Origin of the sequence: Pseudomonas sp. A6 (assembly GCF_052367875.1) — a bacterium.
Lineage (GTDB): Bacteria > Pseudomonadota > Gammaproteobacteria > Pseudomonadales > Pseudomonadaceae > Pseudomonas > Pseudomonas citronellolis.
In genome coordinates, this window is record NZ_CP198970.1 from 2,226,520 (window position 1) to 2,245,580 (window position 19,061).

Sequence of the window (19,061 nt, forward strand, 5' to 3'; positions counted from 1 at the left end):
CGTCAACGAATTCTTAGGAGAACAGGATGAAATTCAGTGAACAATGGCTGCGGAGCTGGGTGAATCCGCAGGTTTCCCGCGACGAGCTGGTGGCTCGTCTGTCCATGGCCGGCCTCGAGGTCGATGCCGTGATCCCCGTCGCCGGCGCCTTCAGCGGCGTGGTGGTGGGCGAGGTGCTGAGCACCGAGCAACACCCGGACGCCGACAAGCTGCGCGTCTGCCAGGTCAGCAACGGCAGCGAGACCTTCCAGGTCGTCTGCGGCGCGCCCAACGTGCGCCCAGGCCTGAAGATCCCCTTCGCCATGATCGGCGCCGAACTGCCGGGCGACTTCAAGATCAAGAAGGCCAAGCTGCGTGGCGTGGAGTCCAACGGCATGCTGTGCTCGGCCAAAGAGCTGGAAATCAGCGACGACAACGCCGGCCTGATGGAACTGGCTGCCGACGCCCCGGTGGGCGCGAGCATCCGCGACTACCTGGAGCTGGACGACGCCTCCATCGAAATCGGCCTGACCCCCAATCGTGGCGATTGCCTGTCCCTGACCGGCCTGGCCCGCGAAGTGGGCGCGCTGTACTCGGCGCCGGTCACTTTCGTCGATATGCAGCCGGTTGCTCCCAGCATCGATGAAGTCCGCTCCATCGAACTGCTGGCGCCGAACGCCTGCCCGCGCTACCTGGGCCGCGTCATCCGCAACGTCGACCTGAACAAGCCGACGCCGCTGTGGATGGTCGAGCGCCTGCGCCGCTCCGACATCCGCAGCATCGACGCCGCAGTGGACATCACCAACTACGTGATGCTGGAGCTGGGCCAGCCGATGCATGCCTTCGACCTCGACGAGATCAAGGGCGGCATCCGCGTGCGCATGGCCGAAGAGGGCGAGAAGCTGGTGCTGCTGGACGGCCAGGAAGTCGCCCTGCGTACCGACACCCTGGTCATCGCCGACCACGAACGCGCCCTGGCCATGGCCGGCGTGATGGGGGGCGAGCACAGCGGCGTCAGCGCCAAGACCCGTGACCTGTTCCTGGAAAGTGCCTTCTTCGACAACATCGCTGTTGCCGGCAAGGCCCGTTCCTACGGCCTGCACACCGACGCCTCGCACCGCTACGAGCGTGGCGTGGACTTCCAACTGGCCCGCCGCGCCATGGAGCGCGCCACCGAGCTGCTACTGCAGATCGTCGGCGGCGAAGCCGGTCCTGTGGTCGAGCAGGTCAGCCAGGCCCACCTGCCCAAGGTCGAGCCGGTGGTGCTGCGCATCGAGCGCGTCACCCAGATGCTCGGCATGGAAATGGATGCTGCGGAAATCGAGCGTCTGCTCACCGCGCTGGAGTTCCAGGTGCAAGCCGATGGGGAAGGGCGCTGGAAGGTCGGTGTACCGAGCCACCGCTTCGACGTTTCCCTGGAAGTCGACCTGATCGAGGAACTGGGCCGCCTGTACGGCTACAACCGCCTGCCGGTGCGCTACCCGCAGGCGCGCCTGGCACCCAACACCAAGTCGGAAACCCAGGCCGAGCTGCCGGCGCTGCGCCGCCTGCTGGTCGCCCGCGACTACCAGGAAGCCATCACCTACAGCTTCATCGATCCCAAGCTGTTCGAACTGTTCAGCCCGGGCGTGCAGCCGCTGATGTTGGCCAACCCGATCTCCGCCGACATGGCCGCCATGCGCGCCTCGTTGTGGCCGGGCCTGGTCAAGGCGCTGCAGCACAACCTGAACCGGCAGCAGACCCGCGTGCGCCTGTTCGAGAGCGGCCTGCGCTTCGTCGGCCAGCTCGAGGGCCTGCAGCAGGAAAACATGCTGGCCGGCGTCATCTGCGGTAGCCGCGAGCCGGAAGGCTGGAGCAACGTGCGCGAAGGCGTCGACTTCTTCGACATCAAGGCCGACGTCGAAGCCCTGCTGGCTAGCGCCAGCGCCGCCGATGCCTTCGCCTTCGTCCCCGGCGAACACCCGGCGCTGCACCCGGCGCTGCACCCGGGCCAGACCGCCCGCGTCGAGCGCGATGGCGAACTGGTCGGCTACGTCGGCGCCCTGCACCCTGAACTGGCCAAGGCTCTGGACCTGGATCGCCCGGTCTACCTGTTCGAACTGGTGCTGGGCGAACTGGTCCGCGGTCGCCTGCCGAAGTTCAGCGAACTGTCGCGTTTCCCCGAGGTGCGCCGCGACCTGGCGCTGGTGGTCAACCGCGATATTCCAGCCGAATCCGTCCTGTCGACCATCCGCGAAGAGGCCGGCGAATTCCTGACCGACCTCAGGCTGTTTGATGTCTATCAGGGTAAAGGTATTGATCCGCTTGGAAAAAGCTTGGCCGTCGGCTTGACCTGGCAGCATCCATCACGCACTCTTAACGATGACGAGGTGAACGCGACCACGCAGAAAATCGTCGCCTCGCTGGAGCAAAGGTTCAACGCCACGTTAAGGAAGTAGCGTATGGGGGCTCTGACGAAAGCTGAGATTGCCGAACGTCTGTATGAAGAGCTGGGCCTGAACAAACGGGAAGCCAAGGAACTGGTGGAACTCTTCTTCGAAGAGATCCGCCAGGCGCTGGAGCACAACGAACAGGTGAAACTGTCCGGTTTCGGCAATTTCGACCTGCGCGACAAACGCCAGCGCCCGGGGCGCAACCCGAAGACGGGAGAGGAAATCCCGATCACGGCCCGCCGCGTCGTCACCTTTCGTCCAGGCCAGAAACTGAAAGCCAGGGTTGAGGCTTATGCTGGAACCAAGTCATAACGACGAACTGCCCCCCATTCCGGGCAAGCGCTACTTCACCATCGGTGAAGTGAGTGACTTGTGCGCAGTGAAACCGCACGTGCTGCGGTATTGGGAACAGGAGTTCCCGCAGCTCAACCCGGTCAAGCGCCGCGGCAACCGCCGGTACTATCAGCGCCAGGACGTGCTGATGATCCGCCAGATCCGCGCGCTCCTGTACGACCAGGGCTTCACCATCGGCGGGGCGCGCCAGCGCCTCTCCGGCGACGAAGCCCGCGAAGATATCACCCAGTACAAGCAACTCATCCGCCAGATGATCGCGGAACTGGAAGACGTTCTTCACGTGCTGCGCAAGTAGCTGAAAAAAATGAAAAAAGTGCTTTGCCGAAAGAAAACCTTACGGTATAGTGCGATCCGCCAACCGGGCAACCGGAAGGCAACGTCGGGGCGTAGCGCAGCCTGGTAGCGCACTTGCATGGGGTGCAAGGGGTCGAGTGTTCGAATCACTCCGTCCCGACCAAAAATCCCTAGAAAATCCAGTCACTTAGCGGTGACTGGATTTTTTTATGCCCGGCGGTTTTGTGGGGCTCGGGAATTTTGCCCCACTTTTTGCCCCACCGGAAAATACAGAGATTCCTGCGCCTTCTTTCAGTCATGGAGAAGGGGAGGTGGCGCATCCTCTGGATACAGGCTTAGGTTGGGCATCCAAGGCCTAGTGGTAATGCTTGGGAGGGGCTGGTTGCGTCCAGCAGCAGGCTAGGCGAGCAAGGTGCATAGCGCCATCGCGCAGGTTGCAGGCCCGCATGCAGGAGCTGCCCCCCGTTCCGTCGTCATTTGCACCCCGTTCTGCTGTGAGCTGCACCCCGTGGCATCCACGGGGTGCATCAGGTTCACCCCGTTCATTTTGACGGGGTGCAGGGGACTCACCCCGCTCCATGACGAGGTCGTAGCAGACTGGAACATGGTCCCGGCGGGTGATGTAGGCAGCGGCAATCGCCTAGTTGCCCGGCACGATGATGCCCAGGTCCTCCAACAGGCGGAGCTTGGTCTGTACGGTGCGCTCGGACAGAGCGTGCCGCGCGCCTCTGCGATGCGGCCCTGCACCTTGCTCGACACGCTAGGGCCTTTCTATTCACGCAGTGCCAGGGCTGGCGAAGCCTGGGGACATTCGTATGAGGAATCAAATCATGACTGAGCCGGCCTCGACTGCAGTTGGCGGGATCGCGCTCTACAAGCTCGGCGTCCTTGGTTTCTTCGCTTTCCTGGCCGTCATCCTAGTGATGGCAATGGCCCTGCCGAAGACGGTGCGGGAGTACGACACCATGCTCACCGGCATGGGCGCGCGGCGTCACCGGCTCCCCCCAGGTATCAGTTTCGGAGTCCTTCCGCCTCACGTAGATCTTATGGCTCAGTTGGCCATCGAACGGGATCGATATCACTTGTTCGTGGTCGTCAACCGGTGCTGCAGTGCCGGAGATTTTTTCTCCTTGGTACGATTCCAGATGTCAGTTATATCTTTCTGATCCATGTGACCTCCTTGGTCATGCGTCGCGCCAGGACGGCGCTGGAACCCCTGGCTGATGGTGTAGGAGCCTGGCCAGGGTTTCCGGAGGATAAGGGAGGATGTCGTGATGATGGCGATATGATTTCGCCCAATTGGATGTGATGTCATGGTGACATTAGATTCGAGCCGGGATCAGTCTGAAAAAGGAGATGTCATGAGCGGATCTGGGAAGCAATGGTTCACTGCGAAGTATCGGCGCCAGAAACCCGGGCAGGCTTCTGCCTACACTGGAGCGAAGCAGTTCTTTGTCTACTCGCAACAAGAGGCCAATACAGCGCTTAAGGCCGAGCTAACAGCACAGTATCCCGGTGACGTGATTACGGTGTCGGCACGCTGAAAAGCCGACTGCCTAGTGATTCCGAGATCGAAAGCCTAGCCATGCTGGGCTTTTTCGTTTCAGAGGCATCTTGAAAATTGCAGAGCGCTTCCCGTCAGTTGTGGTGCCAGTCTCGGCGGCCGGCAGCTCGCTCGGTTCCGCCGGCAGAAGCCAGTACTCGTCCGCTAGGTCGAGTACTGGCGCGGCCAGTTGCAGCTGACGCTCGGGTTGACCAAGTCGATGAAAGCCAGTTCGACGAACAGTTCGACATCAATGTCAAAGGCGTCTTCTACACCATCCAGAAAGCGCTGCCGCTGCTGCGTGATGGCGGTTCCATCGTGCTGGTGTTGTCCATCGCCCACCTGAAGGCACTGGAGGCCCACGTGTTCTATGCGGCGACCAACGCGGCGGCGCGCTCATTCGCTCGCCGTTGGGTGGCTGAACTCAAGGGCTGGAACATCCGCGTCAACTGCCTGAGCCCCGGCCCGCTGCTGACGCCGATCATCGGCAAGATGGGGATTGGCGAGGCGCAGTTCGGCGCGTTCGAAAAACGGCTGGCTGGGCTGATTCCGCTCGGCCGTCTCGGCCACCCGGAAGAGTTGGCGAACGCAGCGCTGTTCCTTGTATCGGGCGACAGCAGCTTCACCACCGGCGTCGACCTGTGCATCGATGGCGGGCTGTCGCAGCTCTGAACGGAAAAGGGCCAGGAGCTTTACGCGCCGGGCCTTGTGTTCTACCGGTTTCAGCTTTTGATGAAGGCCAGCAGGTCAGCGTTGATGGTGTCTGTGTGGGTCGTGCACATGCCGTGGGGCAGGCCAGGGTAGGTCTTCAGGATGCCGTGCCGCAGCAACTTGATGGACAGGCGCGCGGAGTCGTCGATGGGAACGATCTGGTCGTCTTCCCCGTGCAGCACCAGAGTCGGCACGTCGATCTGTTTCAGGTCCTCGGTGAAGTCGGTTTCCGAGAAGGCCGTGATGCAGTCGTAATGGGCCTTGGCACCGCCGTTCATGCCCTGGCGCCACCAGTTGTCGATCACCACTTCGGAGACCTTGGCGCCCGGCCGGTTGAAGCCGTAGAAGGGCCCCGCCGCCACCTCGCGGTAGAAGTTCGAACGGCTGGCGGCGAGCGCCTCGCGGAAGCCATCGAACACCTTCAGTGGCAGACCGCCGGGGTTTTTCTTGGTGCGCAGCATGATCGGAGGCACGGCGCTGATCAGCACTGCCTTGGCGACGCGCCCGGCACCATGGCGTGCGACATAGCGCGCGACCTCGCCACCGCCGGTGGAGTGACCGATGTGCACGGCGTTCTTCAGGTCCAGGTGCGCTACCAGTTCTGCCAGGTCGGCGGCGTAGGTGTCCATGTCGTTGCCCTGCGCTGTCTGCGAGGAGCGCCCATGGCCACGACGGTCATGGGAGATCACGCGGTAGCCCTTGGCGAGGAAGAACAGCATCTGGCTGTCCCAGTCATCCCCTGAGAGCGGCCAGCCGTGATGGAACACGATGGGTTGCCCGCTGCCCCAATCCTTGTAGAACAACTGGGTGCCGTCGCGCAGGGTGAGGTAGCCCGATCCTTGCTCCTTGCGGCGCGCACCCGTTACGGTCGGGGCCTGGGCAGCGCTCGCCTGGCCCGCAAGCATGGGGACGGCAACCGCCAGTGTCGCGGCTGCTACGCCGGCGCTCATCAGGGCGCGGCGGGTGGTTCCTTGGATCTCGTCGGTCATGGTGAAAGCTCTCGTCAGGGTACCGCTCGCGCGGCGAATGGGGGCCGGCCCGCTCCGGGCTCGAAGCGACCTTGCGGTCGCTAGGAAGGTCGGATTTCCGGTAGGCAAACCCTATTCGCTGGCCGGGGACTCTCTCCATCGTCCATGGGTATCGCATCACCACACCTAAGTTTCGCGGAGAGCCGGGGGCGTTCGATTCCTACCGAGATAGCTTCGACCTGTTCCAGCGCACCCGCTCCAGCCAGAAGCCCCTGCAAGTCGTGGAGGGCGCGACCCATTACGACCTGTACGGCCCCAGGCCCGGTCGCCGCTGCCCTGGAGCAGTTGGTGCCTTTCTTTAAGGCGCACCTGTGACGGGGCATCCGTCGCAGACTGCTGGCGAGTGAAGCTTCCACTGCTGGTGCGTCTACTGCAGTTGGTAGCGCACGGACTGTTGGCACTACACCGGTACCATGGGCTGTTAGCCCTTGAAGGTGAGGCAGGGTTTTCTTTTGTGTGCGCTGGATGGGGTTGCGGGGGGAGGAGGAAGGGAGGATGGTAGGAATGCCAATACGCCCGAGCCCTGGCGGAATTCTTCTTCCATTGTTCGGTCGTCAGCCGAGGACGGTATGGACGACGAACGCTTCACCCGTGGGCTGAATATTGCAACGTGCTGCCTGAGCATGGCGGTTGATGATCTGTTGGCGGAAGAGTTCCAGTGTGATTCCGTCAGTGTCACGCACCGCCTGAGCGAGATTCGTCGCAGCGTCGAAAGCTGCGCGATGATCCTGCGGGCGTTGCAGGCGCATCGCAAGAGTTCTCCCTGCTTCGGGAAACTATCCAGCCCAGCGCTTGCTTCGGGGCGGTTCATCCAACTTGGCCCCCGGGGGTACGGTTCCAGCCTTGTCTGGCCTGCTTTCCCACGCATACGTCGATCCCATGCCTAGGCCGGCATGATGCGGGGTACCTGCCGAATTCGGATGGCCGTGGCGATGACGTAAGTGCGCCAGCGCACCGACATTGCCAGGCAAGGCCGCCACCCTGGCGAATGGACTGGCCATTCAGCCTTCGATTCACTGCCGCCTGTGTGCGGCGTTACCCCGGACTGGCAGCGACTCGTTCCAGTGCCTAGCTGAAGCCGACCTGCTCGCCGAATGGCGGACGCCGCCGTCGCTTTGCTTCCTATCGCCCGCTCACCCGAGTCGAGGCCCCGGCATCTGCATCGTCACCGTTGACTCTGCCTTTTGCTAAAGGGCCAAGGCTTTTGCCACGGATTCCGGAGCCTTGCCTATGAAATCGTTTTTCCGCCGGGCCTTTGCCCGCAGCCGTTCATTCCCTCCCTGGGACAGCCTGACCCCTGTACGCGAAGAGCTGTTCGGCGTCGAGCGGCTCGAACAGCATGCACAAAGCCTGGCCCTTGCCCAGCAGGTGACGGAGCGTCCGCCGTCGGTGTTGCCCCTGCATGTTCGCATGAACGATAACGCAGCTGCCCTGCTGACGGCCTACCGGGCCAGTGCCGCCGAGCTGGAGGGCGGCCATGCGGTGGTACCCGCCGCCGAATGGCTGCTGGACAATTACCACATCGTCGAAGAGCAGATCCGCGAGATCCGCGATGACCTGCCGCCGGGCTACTATCGGCAGCTCCCCAAGCTCGCCGAGGGGCCGTTCGCCGGTTACCCGAGAGTCTTCGGGCTGGCGTGGGCCTTCGTCGCACATACCGACAGCCACCTGGACGTGGACCTGCTGCGGCGCTTCATCAGCGCCTACCAGCACATCCAGCCGCTGACCATCGGCGAGCTGTGGGCGGTGGCGATCACCTTGCGCATCGTGCTGATCGAGAACCTGCGCCGGCTCGCCGAACAGATCGGCAGCGGCCGGGCGGCCCGGGCCGACGCCGATGCGCTGGCCGACCGCCTGCTGGTGGCCGGGTGCGCCCGTTCGGCGCTGGATGCTGACATCGCCCAGCGCCCGCGGGGACCGCTGTCCGAGCTGTTCGCCGCGCAACTGGCCAAGCGCCTGCGCGACCAGGACCCGCGTACAACCCCCACGCTCGGCTGGCTGGAGGAGCGCCTGCGCGAGCAGGGCACCACGGTCGAGGAGGTGGTGCAACACGCGCAGCAACGCCAGGGCGCCTCGAACGTCACGGTACGCAACGTGATCACCAGCATGCGGCTGATTTCCGACACCGACTGGGCCCGACTGTTCGAGAGCGTCAGCCTGGTGGACGCGCATCTGCGTGCCGGCAGCGCCTTCGCCGCCATGGATTTCCCAACCCGCAACCTCTATCGCAACGCCATCGAGCAATTGGCGCGCGGCTCCAGGCTCAGCGAACTGCAAGTGGTCGACCAGGTACTGGCGGCCACCCGCCAGACCGCCCGTGACGGTCTGGCGGGTGTCGAGGCCTGCCGCGCGGCCGATCCGGGCTTCCACCTGATCGCCGAAGGACGTCCGGCGCTGGAGCGCGCCATCGCGTTCCGCGCGCCGTTGCGCCTGTGCCTGAGCCGCTTCAACGTACGCCTGGGCATAGGTGGCTACATCGGCGCCATCCTGCTGCTCAGCGCCCTGTTGCTGGTGCTGGCGGCGCAGCTCCTGCACCGCCCGGCACTGCCCTGGGGCTGGATGCTGGCGTTCCTGCTGTGCCTGTGCGTGCCGGTGACCGAGGCGGCAACCGCCCTGGTCAACCGCCTGGTCACCTGGAGCTTCGGCGCCATCACCCTGCCGGCGCTGGAGCTGCTGGACGGCGTACCGCAGGCCCTGCGCACGCTGGTCGCCGTACCGACGCTGCTGACCAGCGAGGCCGACCTGCTGGAGCAGATCGAGCGCCTGGAGGTGCACCATCTGGCAGGCATCGGCGGAGACCTGGCGTTCGTCCTGCTGCTGGACGGGGTCGATGCGCAAGAGGAGGTGCTGGACAGCGATGGGCCTTTGCTCGCGGTGGCGGCCGAGGCGATCGGGCGCCTGAACCAGCGTTATGGCCCCGGCCCCGGCGGCCAGCGCTTCTTCCTGCTCTACCGGCGCCGGCGCTTCAATGCCGCCGAGGGCTGCTGGATGGGCTGGGAGCGCAAGCGCGGCAAGCTGCACGAGCTGAACCGCCTGCTGCGTGGCGCAACCGACACCAGCTTCCTGCCGCTCGCCGGGGAGCCGCCACGGGGCCCGGCCGAAGTGCAACTGGTCATCACCCTCGATGCCGATACCCGCCTGCCACGGGAAGCGGCGCTGCGCCTGATCGGCAAGATGGCCCACCCGCTGAACCAGCCGCGCTTCGACGCGGCGTTGCAACGCGTGGTCAACGGTCATGCGGTGCTCCAGCCGCGGGTGACGCCATCGCTGCCGATGGGCGGCGAGGGCTCGCTGTACCAGCGGGTGTTCTCCGGCCCCGCCGGCATGGACCCTTACGCGGCGGCCGTATCGGACGTCTACCAGGACCTGTTCGGCGAGGGTTCCTATACCGGCAAGGGTATCTACGACGTGGATGCCTTCGAGGCCTCGCTGGCCGGCCGGGTAGGGGATAGCCGCCTGCTCAGCCACGATCTGTTCGAGGGCATCTTCGCCCGCGCGGGGCTGGCCTCGGACGTCGAGGTGGTCGAGGAGTCGCCGTCGCGCTTCGACGTGGCCAGCAAGCGCATGCACCGCTGGACCCGCGGCGACTGGCAACTGCTGCCATGGATGCTCGGGCACTGGACGGGACCGCATGCGGTCCCGCTGATCGGCCGCTGCAAGATGCTCGACAACCTGCGCCGCTCGCTGGTCGCCCCCTTCGCCCTGGCCGGCCTGCTGCTTTGCTGGTGGCTGCCGCTGCCGCTGCCCCTGGCGCTGCTCGCCACGCTGCTGGTGCTGGTTATCCAGGCGATCCCAGCTTTGCTACCGATCGCCTGCGCACTGCTGCCGGCGCGCAGGGGCATCCGCCTGCGCACTCACTTCGCCATGCTCGGAGCCGACCTGCGGCGTACCGCGCTGCAGATGCTTCTGTCGCTGGCCTTCCTGCCCAGCCAGGCATGGAGCATGGGCGATGCCATTGTCCGTACCCTGTGGCGGACGTATGTCAGCCAACGGCACCTGCTGGAGTGGACCACGGCCGCGCAGTCGTCGAGCCGGCCACTGCCCGGCTGGCCCGGCAGCTACCGGCAGATGGCGGCGGGGACCACGCTGGCATTGCTGGCCGGGCTCGCCGGGCTGGCCCTGGCGCCGGCGAACTGGCCGCTGGTTCTACCGCTGACGCTGCTCTGGCTGGGCGCACCGGTTCTCGCCTGGCACAGCAGCCGGCCAACCCGCGTGGCCCGGCGGCTGAGCCTGTCGCTGGAGGACGCCGAGGCCCTGCGCCTGACCGCCCGGCGTACCTGGCGTTTCTTCGAGACCTTCGTCACCCCGGCGGACAACCTGCTGCCGCCGGACAATTTCCAGGAGCAGCCCAAGCCGGTGCTGGCGCACCGCACCTCGCCGACCAACATCGGCCTCTACCTGCTCTCGACGGTGGCCGCGCGCGATTTCGGCTGGGCCGGCGCCCACGAGACGCTGGCGCGCCTGGAAGGTACCCTGGCGGTGCTGGAGAAACTGCCGCGCAGCCACGGCCATTTCTTCAACTGGTACGGCACCCGCGACCTGCGTATCCTCGACCCGATGTACCTGTCCTCGGTGGACAGCGGCAACCTCGCCGGGCACCTGATCGTGCTCACCAACGCCTGCGAGCAATGGTGCGACCAGCCGACGGTGGCCCAGGCGCGCCAGGGCCTGCTGGATGACCTGCAACTGGCGCTGCAGGTCACCGATGGCATCGCCGGGCCGTCGCTGGCCGGTGGCGAGCCGTTGCGGCAATTGCAGGCCGAACTGGAAGAGATCCACGTCGCCCTGAGCGGCCCGCAGGCGCTGGATGCGCTGCTGCCGAGCCTCGGGCGCCTGGCCGAGAAGGCCGCCAAGGCGGCCGGCTGCCTGGTGCCGGCCGGCGAGGATGGCGCCGTGGGCGACCTGCTGTACTGGATCCAGGCCCTGCGCAAGGCCCTGGCCGAGCACAGCCGCGACCGTCTGCCGGTCTATCGGGACGGGTTGGCCGGGCGCCTGCAGGCCGCGGCCGACACTGCCCGGCGGCTGGCGCTGGAGATGGACTTCGGCTTCCTGCTCAACCCGGAACGCAAGCTGCTGTCGATCGGCTATTCCGTGGACGACAACCGCCTCGACCCGAGCTGCTACGACCTGCTGGCCTCCGAGGCGCGCCTTGCCAGCCTGTTCGCCATCGCCAAGGGCGACCTGCCGACCCGCCACTGGTTCCGCCTGGGCCGTACCGCGACGCCGGTGGTCGGCGGTTCGGCGTTGATCTCCTGGTCCGGCTCGATGTTTGAGTACCTGATGCCGTCGCTGGTCATGCGCGCACCGGCCGGCAGCCTGCTGGAGCGGAGCAATGGCCGGGTGGTGGCGCAGCAGCAGGCCTACGGCGCCGCCCTGGGCATCCCCTGGGGCATTTCGGAGTCGGCCTACAACGCCCGCGACCTGGAATTCACCTACCAGTATTCGAATTTCGGCGTGCCGGGGCTCGGCCTCAAGCGTGGGTTGGCCGAGAACGTGGTGGTCGCGCCCTATGCCACCGCGCTGGCGGCGATGGTCGACCCGCAGGCGGCACAGCGCAATTTCGAACGCCTGGCGGACATAGGCGCGCTCGGCCGCTACGGCTACTACGAGGCGCTGGATTTCACCCGTTCGCGGCTGCAGGACGAGGAAAACGTGGCGATCGTGCGCAGCTTCATGGCCCACCACCAGGGCATGAGCATCGTCGCCATCGCCAATACCCTGCAGGACGGGTGCATGCGCAGCCGCCTGCACCGCGAGCCGATGATCCAGGCCAGCGAGCTGCTGCTGCAGGAGCGCGTGCCGCGCGACGTGGCGCTGGCCCATCCGCGCGCCGAGGAGGTCACGGTGTCGGCCAGCGAGGGCCGTGGCGAGGCGTCGACGCTGCGCCGCGTCGAGGCCGCGCTCGGCGGACCGCCCATCACCCATCTGCTCTCCAACGGCCGCTACGCGCTGATGCTCACCGCCACCGGCGGCGGCTACAGCCGTTGGGGTGATATCGCCGTGACCCGCTGGCGCGAGGATGCCACCCGCGACGACTGGGGCAGCTTCATCTTCCTGCGCGACACGCAGAGCGGGGCGCTGTGGTCGCCGACCGTGCAGCCCAGCGGGCAGGCGGTGGAGAACGGCGAGGTGCTGTTCGACGAGGACCACGCCGAGTTCATCCAGCGCGACGCCTCGCTGGTGACCACCCTCGACGTGCTGGTGTCCGGCGAGGACGACGGCGAGGTGCGACGGGTTTCGCTGACCAACCACGGTCGCCGCCCGCGGGAAATCGAGCTGACTTCCTATGCCGAGGTGGTGCTCGCGCCCCCGGCCGCCGATGCCGCCCACCCGGTGTTCTCGCGGATGTTCGTGCAGACCGAGTACCTCGCCGAGTTCGGCGCGCTGGTGGCCACCCGTCGCCCGCGCTCGCCCGGTGATACGCCAGTGTGGGCGGCGCATTTCACCGTGGTTGAGGGCGAGCTGAGCGCCGAGCCGCAGTACGAATCCGACCGCGCCCGCTTCCTCGGCAGGGGCCGCAGCCTGCGCGAGGCGCAGGCGATCCACGCGCACCGGCCGCTGTCGAACAGTCAGGGCAGTGTCCTCGACCCGATCTTCTCGCTGCGCCAGCGCTTGCAGGTGGCACCCGGCAAGGTCGCGCGGGTGGCGTTCTGGACCCTGGTGGCGAGCTCCCGCGAGGCGCTGCTGGACCTGATCGACAAGCACCACGAGCGCAGCGCCTTCGAGCGCGCCAAGACCCTGGCCTGGACCCAGGCCCAGGTGGAGCTGCGCGACCTGGGCATCGACGTCGAGGAGGCCGCGGACTTCCAGCGCCTGGCCGCGCCTATCCTGTACGCCGACCGGCGTTTCCGCGCGCCGCCCGAGGCGCTCCGGCGCGGCGCCGGGCGCCAGTCGGGGCTGTGGCCGCTGGCGATTTCCGGCGACCTGCCGATCGTCCTGTTGCGCATCGACGAGATCGAAGACCTGGCACTGGTGCGGCAATTGCTGCGCGCCCGCGAATACTGGCGTATGAAGGGCCTGGACATCGACCTGGCGATCGTCAACGAACGCGCCTCGTCCTATGTGCAGGACCTGCAGGTGGCCATCGAGACCGCCGTGCGCAGCAGCCCGTCGCGCCCGCGTGCCGACGGCCAGGCCCTGCGCGGCGGCGTGTATACCCTGCGTGCCGACCTGATGACGCTGGAGGCTCGGGAGCTACTGCAATCGGTGGCGCGGGTCAGCCTGCCGGCCCGCCGCGGCTTGATCGCGGCGCAGCTCAGCCACCTGCCGCCGGCCGAGCTGCGCGTGCCACCGACCCGGCACGCCCAGGCAGCCGCCCCGGTCTTGCCGGCGGCCGCCGGCGAAAACGGCGAGCGGCCGGAGTTCTTCAACGGCCTGGGTGGTTTCGACCGCGATGGCCGGGAGTACCGCATCGATCTGGACGGCGAGCGCACCACCCCGGTGCCGTGGATCAACGTGATCGCCAACCCGGCTTTCGGCTTCCAGGTCTCGGCCGAGGGCAGCGGTTACACCTGGGCCGGCAACAGCCGGGACAACCAGCTCAGCCCCTGGTCCAACGACCCGGTCGTCGATCCGCCGGGCGAGGCCTTCTACATCCGTGACGAGGAGAGCCGGGCGCTGTGGAGCGTCACCGCGCAGCCGATCCGCGACGGCGGGGCCTACCATTGCGTGCACGGCTTCGGTTACAGCCGCTTCAGCCATTGCGCCCACGGCATCGAGGCGGAACTGCTGCAGTACGTGCCGCTGGACGATCCGCTGAAAATCTCCCGGCTGACCCTGCGCAACACCTCCGGACGCACGCGCCGGCTCTCGGTCACGGCCTACGTGGAGTGGGTGCTGGGGACCGCGCGCGGGGCGTCGGCGCCGTTCATCCAGACCGAGGTGGATGCCGCCAGCGGCGCGCTGCTGGCGCGCAACCCCTGGAGCATCGCCTTTGCCGACCCGCTGGCCTTCGCCGACCTCGGCGGCCGGCAGAGCGCCTGGAGCGCCGACCGCAGCGAGTTCATCGGCTATACCGGCAGCCTGGCGGCGCCACAGGCGCTGCTGGGCACTGCGCCATTGTCCGGGGCCTGCGGCGCCGGGCTCGATCCCTGCGCGGTCCTGCAGTGCGTGGTCGAGCTGGCCGCCGGCGAGTCTGTCGAGGTGCTGGGCCTGCTCGGCCAGGCCGGTTCGGCCGGCGAGGCGCGCGAGCTGCTCCAGCGTTACCGCGCGGCCGACCTGGATGCGCTGCTCGCGTCGGTGACCGCGCACTGGGAAGGGCTGCTCGGCGCGGTCCGGGTGCGTACGCCGGATCGCGCCATGGACCTCATGCTCAATGGCTGGCTGCTGTACCAGACCCTGGCCTGCCGCATCCATGCGCGCTCGGCGTTCTACCAGGCCAGCGGCGCCTATGGCTTCCGCGACCAGTTGCAGGACTGCCTGGCGCTGTCGTTCGCCTGCCCGGCGGAAACCCGCCGCCACCTGCTGCGCGTCGCCGGCCGGCAATTCGTCGAGGGCGACGTGCAGCACTGGTGGCTGCCGCAGACGGGGCAGGGCGTGCGTACGCGGATCTCCGACGACCGGGTCTGGCTGGCCTATGCCTGCGCCAGCTACATCGAGGCCTCGGGCGACGGCGCTGTGCTGGATGAGTCGGTGGCCTTCCTCGAAGGGCCGCAACTGCGCCCCGGCGAGAGCGATGCGTTCTTCCAGCCGCTGCCGGCGGAGGAGAGCGCCTCGCTGTTCGAGCACTGCGCCCGCGCCCTCGACCAGTGCCTGGAACTGACCGGCGCCCACGGCCTGCCGCTGATCGGCGGCGGCGACTGGAACGACGGCATGAACCGTGTCGGTGCCGCTGGCCAGGGTGAAAGCGTCTGGCTGGGCTGGCTGCTTCTGCATACCCTGGGGCGCTTCGCCGCCCTGGCCGATGGCCGTGACGACGAACGTGCCGCGCACTGGCGCGAACATGCGGGGCTGCTGCAGCATGCCCTGGAGCGCGACGCCTGGGATGGCCAGTGGTATCGCCGGGCGACCTTCGACGACGGCACCTGGCTGGGTTCGGCGGCCGGCGAAGAATGCCGGATCGACGCCATCGCCCAGTCCTGGGCGGTGGTCTCCGGCGGCGCCGACCCGGTGCGCGCGGCCATTGCCATGGACGCCCTGGAGCGCTGGCTGATCCGCCAGGAAGACGGCCTGGCCCTGCTGTTCACTCCGCCCTTCGACCACACGCAGCGCGACCCCGGCTACATCAAGGGCTATCCACCGGGCATGCGCGAGAACGGCGGGCAATACACCCACGCGGCGATGTGGAACATCCTCGCGCTGGCGCGCCTGGGGGAGGGCGACAAGGCCGCCGGGCTGTTCGCGCTGCTAAACCCCATCAACCATGCGCTTACGCCGGATGCGGTGCAGCGCTACAAGGTCGAACCCTATGTGGTCGCCGCCGATGTCTATTCGGTCGCCCCGCACGTTGGCCGGGGTGGCTGGAGCTGGTACACCGGCTCCGCCGCCTGGATGTACCGGGCCGGCGTGGAGGGCATTCTCGGTTTGCGCCGGGAGGGCGCGAACCTGGTCGTGGACCCGTGCATCCCGAGGGATTGGCCGGGCTTCGAAGCCAGTGTCTCGCTGGAAGGCTGCCGCTACGGGATCAGCCTGGTGTCCGCCGGGCTGCGCTGCCGCGGCATACAGCGGGCGCTGCTCGACGACAGGCCGTTGTCTTGCGATGAGGGCGCGATACGCGTCCGACTGCAGGCGGGCGAGCACCGTCTACAGCTGTTCCTTTGACAGCGCCTCGTCGAGGCGGGCTGCCTGGCGTCTTTCCTCGAGCACCTGGCCATTGCCGTGGGGCCGCTCGTGCGCCGTACCGGCGTATACCACGCCGGGCTGTGCCGCCAGGGACGCGGCGACGGCGGCCGGGTTCATGCTGTCGACCATCGCGCTGGGAATCAGGATGGTCGTGCCGCGTTCCTTGGTGGTCTCGTAGATGATGTTCATCGCCCGTAACTGCAGGGCCGAGGGCTGGCTGGCGTAGACCTTGGCGGCCTCGACGAAGCGCCCGGCGATTTCCGCCTCGGCCGAGCCGAGGATGATCCGCGCCTGCTTCTCGCGTTCGGCCTGGGCCTGGCGCGACATGGCGTCCTGCAAGGCTTCCGGGATGGCCACGTCACGGATTTCCACGGAGGTGACGGTTACGCCCCATTCCAGTGTCTTTTCGCCGATCTCGCGGCACAGCTGCCGGTCGGAGCTGCGGCGGTCGGAGAGCAGCGCGGCGAGCATCGACGAGCCGATCATCTCGCGCAGCGAGGTCTGCGCCACGCGGTCGATGGCCTGGCGGTAGTCGGTGATCGCCAGCGCGGCTTTGCGGGCGTCATGCACGTGCCAGAAGATGATGGCGTCGACGTTCACCGGCACGGTGTCGCGGGTCAGCGCCTGTTCGGCGTTGAAGGCGGTGGTCTGGATGCGTTCGTCGATCACCGCGACCACGCTGTCCAGCACCGGGACGATGGCGAACAGGCCCGGGCCGTGGACACCCTGCAGCCTGCCGGCGCGCAGCACCACGAATTTCTGCCAGGTGTTGGCCATCTTCAGTGCCTGTGCGACCACCAGGGCGCAGGCCAGCAGGGCGATGCCGGCCGCCAGGTGGTCGCTGTAGAAGAGCACGGCGCCGATGGCCGTGAGCACGGTGACGATGAACAGGGTGATGGGGTTCATGGTGGGACCTCCGGTGGTGCGATGATGGGTTCTCCCTTGACGCTGCGCGTGGGGCGTTCGCTCGTCTGTGCGCTATGACACCCTTGGCGTTGTCGCGGCGCGGTACAGGTGCCGCCGGGTCAGCGGCAGCGGGCTGGTGGCGCCGTCGGCGCGGCGGTTGGCGAGAATCTGGTAGACGCTGAGGCCGCCGGCTTCGAATTCCAGCGCGCTGGCCGCCATGTACAGGCGCCAGGTGCGGTAGATCGGCTCGGTGACGTGCTGCAAGGCCTCCGCGTGCTGCTGTTCCAGGCGCGCGACCCAGTGCCTGAGTGTCAGCGCGTAATGACGGCGCAGGGCCTCGACGTCGGTGATCTCGAAGTCCGCGCGCTCCATGGCGCGTTGGATGTTGCCGACGCTGTCCAGTTGCCCGTCGGGGAAGATGTAGCGGTTGATGAAGCGGGTGCCGGTGGTGGTTTTCCAGCCCTCGCGGGTGTTGGTGATCCCGTGGTTGAGGAACAGCCCGCCGGGCTTGAGCAGGCGCTGCACGGTGGCGAAGTACAGCGGCAGGTTGGCCAGCCCGACGTGCTCGAACATGCCGACGCTGGCGATCTTGTCGTAGCGGGCGGCGCCTTCGAGGTCGCGGTAGTCGCACAGCTCCACCGTCACCCGGTCTTCCAGGCCGGCCCGGGCGATGCGTTCGCGGGCCAGCTCCAGCTGTTTGCGGCTGAGCGTGATGCCATGGGCGCGCACGCCGTGATAGCGGGCGGCATGGATGATCAGCGCACCCCAGCCGCAGCCGATGTCCAGCAGTTGTTCGCTGGGTTGCAACAGCAGCTTGCGGCAGATGTGTTCGAGCTTGGCGTGCTGGGCCTGCTCCAGGTTGTCGCCGGGTTGTTCGAAGTAGGCACAGGAATAGACCATGCCGGCGTCCAGCCAGAGGCCGTAGAAGGCATTGGAGACGTCGTAGTGAAAGGCGATGGCGTCGCGGTTCTCCTGTTTCGTATGGCTTCTCACCGGGCGCCGGTAGCCTCCGGGGAGGGTTTCGCCGCTGCCGGCACAAGGCAGCAGCAAGGCCTCCAGGCCGATGCGCAGGCGCTGGTGCCAGGGCAGCGGGTTGTCCTGCAGCAGGTCCTTCATGCCGATGGCGGCGAACAGGTCGCCTTCGACGTCGATGTCGTCGCGCAAGTAGGACTCGACCAGGCGCAGTGGGTCGTGCCCCAGCACCAGCGCCTGGACCGCCGCGGGAGTACGGCAGACCAGGGTGAAGCGCGGTGCCCCGGCGTTGCCGAAATGCAGCTCGCCGCCGTCCCACAGGCGGATGGTGAAGTCCGCGTCGGTACCGCGCAGCAGGCGTTGCAACAACCGGCCCGCGGCTTCGGCGGCCGGCGAGCGTGGTGGCGCCAATCCGGCCGCCTTCGCTGTGCCCGGTGTGGGGCGGCCGCGCACCAGCGCCTGGCGGTCGCTGCCCAGCAGGCGGTCCCAAAAGCCGCTGGTCACCCCGTAGTGGCCAGGCTGCGCCAGCGTGCCATGGTGCCGGGCGTGGTAGCGCCGGCGCCCTGACAGCCAGCGATTGTCCATGCCGTGCCAGTGGTGCAGGGCGTGATGGGTGATCGAGTAGAGCAGGTAGCCGACGAGCACGCCGAGGGTGAGCGCCCCGGCGCGCCAGACATCGAGTAGCAGCAGGGCCGGCAGGAACACCAGCAGCGCCATCAGCGGGGCGCTGAGCAGCACGGGTATGCCGATCAGCGCGGTGGGGCGTCGGTGATGCTGCAGGTGCCAGTCGCGAAATGGCTGCAGGCCATGCAGCACGAAGCGGTGCAGCAGGTATTCGAGCAGCGTCCAGCCGAACAGGCCGAGCAGCGCGAGGAGCAGGCTCTGCAGACGCAGCACGGGTGGGCAGAAAGCTGCGAGCAGGCCCGCGAGGGCCAGGCTGGCCAGGCCATAGAGAATGAAGTCGGCGAGGTAGGCCGCCGGGCTGTGCTCCAACTTGAGCAGCTTCATGCTGGTCCCCGATCGGTGAGGGCGAAGGCTCGGGAATGGGCCTTCGGACTGAGC

General features: G+C 67.1%; 10 protein-coding genes and 1 tRNA gene. 7 read left to right on the top strand and 4 right to left on the bottom strand.

Going from position 1 to position 19,061, the window contains the following annotated elements:
- Positions 1-26 precede the first annotated feature (26 nt).
- The 6 genes from pheT (at position 27) to ACTWJ5_RS10160 (ending at position 5,274) form a co-directional block, all read left to right on the top strand.
- Entirely contained in the window at positions 27-2,417 is a 2,391-nt protein-coding gene (gene pheT, locus ACTWJ5_RS10135) for a phenylalanine--tRNA ligase subunit beta (RefSeq protein WP_444438398.1), read from the top strand.
- A 3-nt stretch (positions 2,418-2,420) separates the two neighbouring features.
- Positions 2,421-2,723, top strand: a complete 303-nt coding sequence (gene ihfA, locus ACTWJ5_RS10140) for an integration host factor subunit alpha (protein WP_003090661.1) — start codon at positions 2,421-2,423, stop codon at positions 2,721-2,723.
- Positions 2,704-3,060, top strand: coding sequence for a MerR family transcriptional regulator (locus ACTWJ5_RS10145; protein WP_009617038.1), 357 nt, complete (start codon positions 2,704-2,706; stop codon positions 3,058-3,060). The genes ihfA and ACTWJ5_RS10145 overlap by 20 nt, the downstream gene beginning before the upstream one ends.
- Before the next feature lie 85 nt (positions 3,061-3,145).
- Positions 3,146-3,222: transfer RNA gene (locus ACTWJ5_RS10150), tRNA-Pro, on the top strand.
- A 667-nt stretch (positions 3,223-3,889) separates the two neighbouring features.
- A complete protein-coding gene (locus tag ACTWJ5_RS10155; RefSeq protein WP_043317260.1) occupies positions 3,890-4,225 on the top strand; it encodes a hypothetical protein in 336 nt (111 codons plus the stop codon).
- A 455-nt stretch (positions 4,226-4,680) separates the two neighbouring features.
- The gene (locus ACTWJ5_RS10160; RefSeq protein WP_082033871.1) at positions 4,681-5,274 is read left to right on the top strand and encodes an SDR family oxidoreductase; all 594 of its coding nucleotides are present in this window, start codon (positions 4,681-4,683) and stop codon (positions 5,272-5,274) included.
- Positions 5,275-5,324: 50 nt separating this feature from the next.
- Here the strand turns inward: ACTWJ5_RS10160 and ACTWJ5_RS10165 are convergent, their stop codons facing one another.
- Both ACTWJ5_RS10165 and ACTWJ5_RS10170 read right to left on the bottom strand, forming a co-directional pair.
- Positions 5,325-6,302 carry an alpha/beta fold hydrolase gene (locus ACTWJ5_RS10165; RefSeq protein ID WP_043317265.1) on the bottom strand — a complete coding sequence of 326 codons (978 nt, stop codon included), beginning with the start codon at positions 6,300-6,302 and terminating at the stop codon, positions 5,325-5,327.
- Between the two features lie 593 nt (positions 6,303-6,895).
- On the bottom strand, positions 6,896-7,090 hold the full coding sequence (locus ACTWJ5_RS10170; RefSeq protein WP_135499831.1) for a hypothetical protein: 195 nt from the start codon (positions 7,088-7,090) through the stop codon (positions 6,896-6,898).
- A 661-nt stretch (positions 7,091-7,751) separates the two neighbouring features.
- Here ACTWJ5_RS10170 and ACTWJ5_RS10175 point away from each other — a divergent pair.
- The gene (locus ACTWJ5_RS10175; protein WP_444438401.1) at positions 7,752-16,100 is read left to right on the top strand and encodes a GH36-type glycosyl hydrolase domain-containing protein; all 8,349 of its coding nucleotides are present in this window, start codon (positions 7,752-7,754) and stop codon (positions 16,098-16,100) included.
- Here ACTWJ5_RS10175 and ACTWJ5_RS10180 read toward each other — a convergent pair.
- Both ACTWJ5_RS10180 and ACTWJ5_RS10185 read right to left on the bottom strand, forming a co-directional pair.
- Positions 16,083-17,027: a slipin family protein gene (locus ACTWJ5_RS10180; RefSeq protein WP_082033872.1), complete on the bottom strand. Its 945-nt coding sequence runs from the start codon at positions 17,025-17,027 to the stop codon at positions 16,083-16,085. The two genes, ACTWJ5_RS10175 and ACTWJ5_RS10180, sit on opposite strands and share 18 nt — an antisense overlap.
- 72 nt (positions 17,028-17,099) lie before the next feature.
- On the bottom strand, positions 17,100-19,007 hold the full coding sequence (locus tag ACTWJ5_RS10185; RefSeq protein WP_236695220.1) for a class I SAM-dependent methyltransferase: 1,908 nt from the start codon (positions 19,005-19,007) through the stop codon (positions 17,100-17,102).
- Between the last annotated feature and the right edge of the window lie 54 nt (positions 19,008-19,061).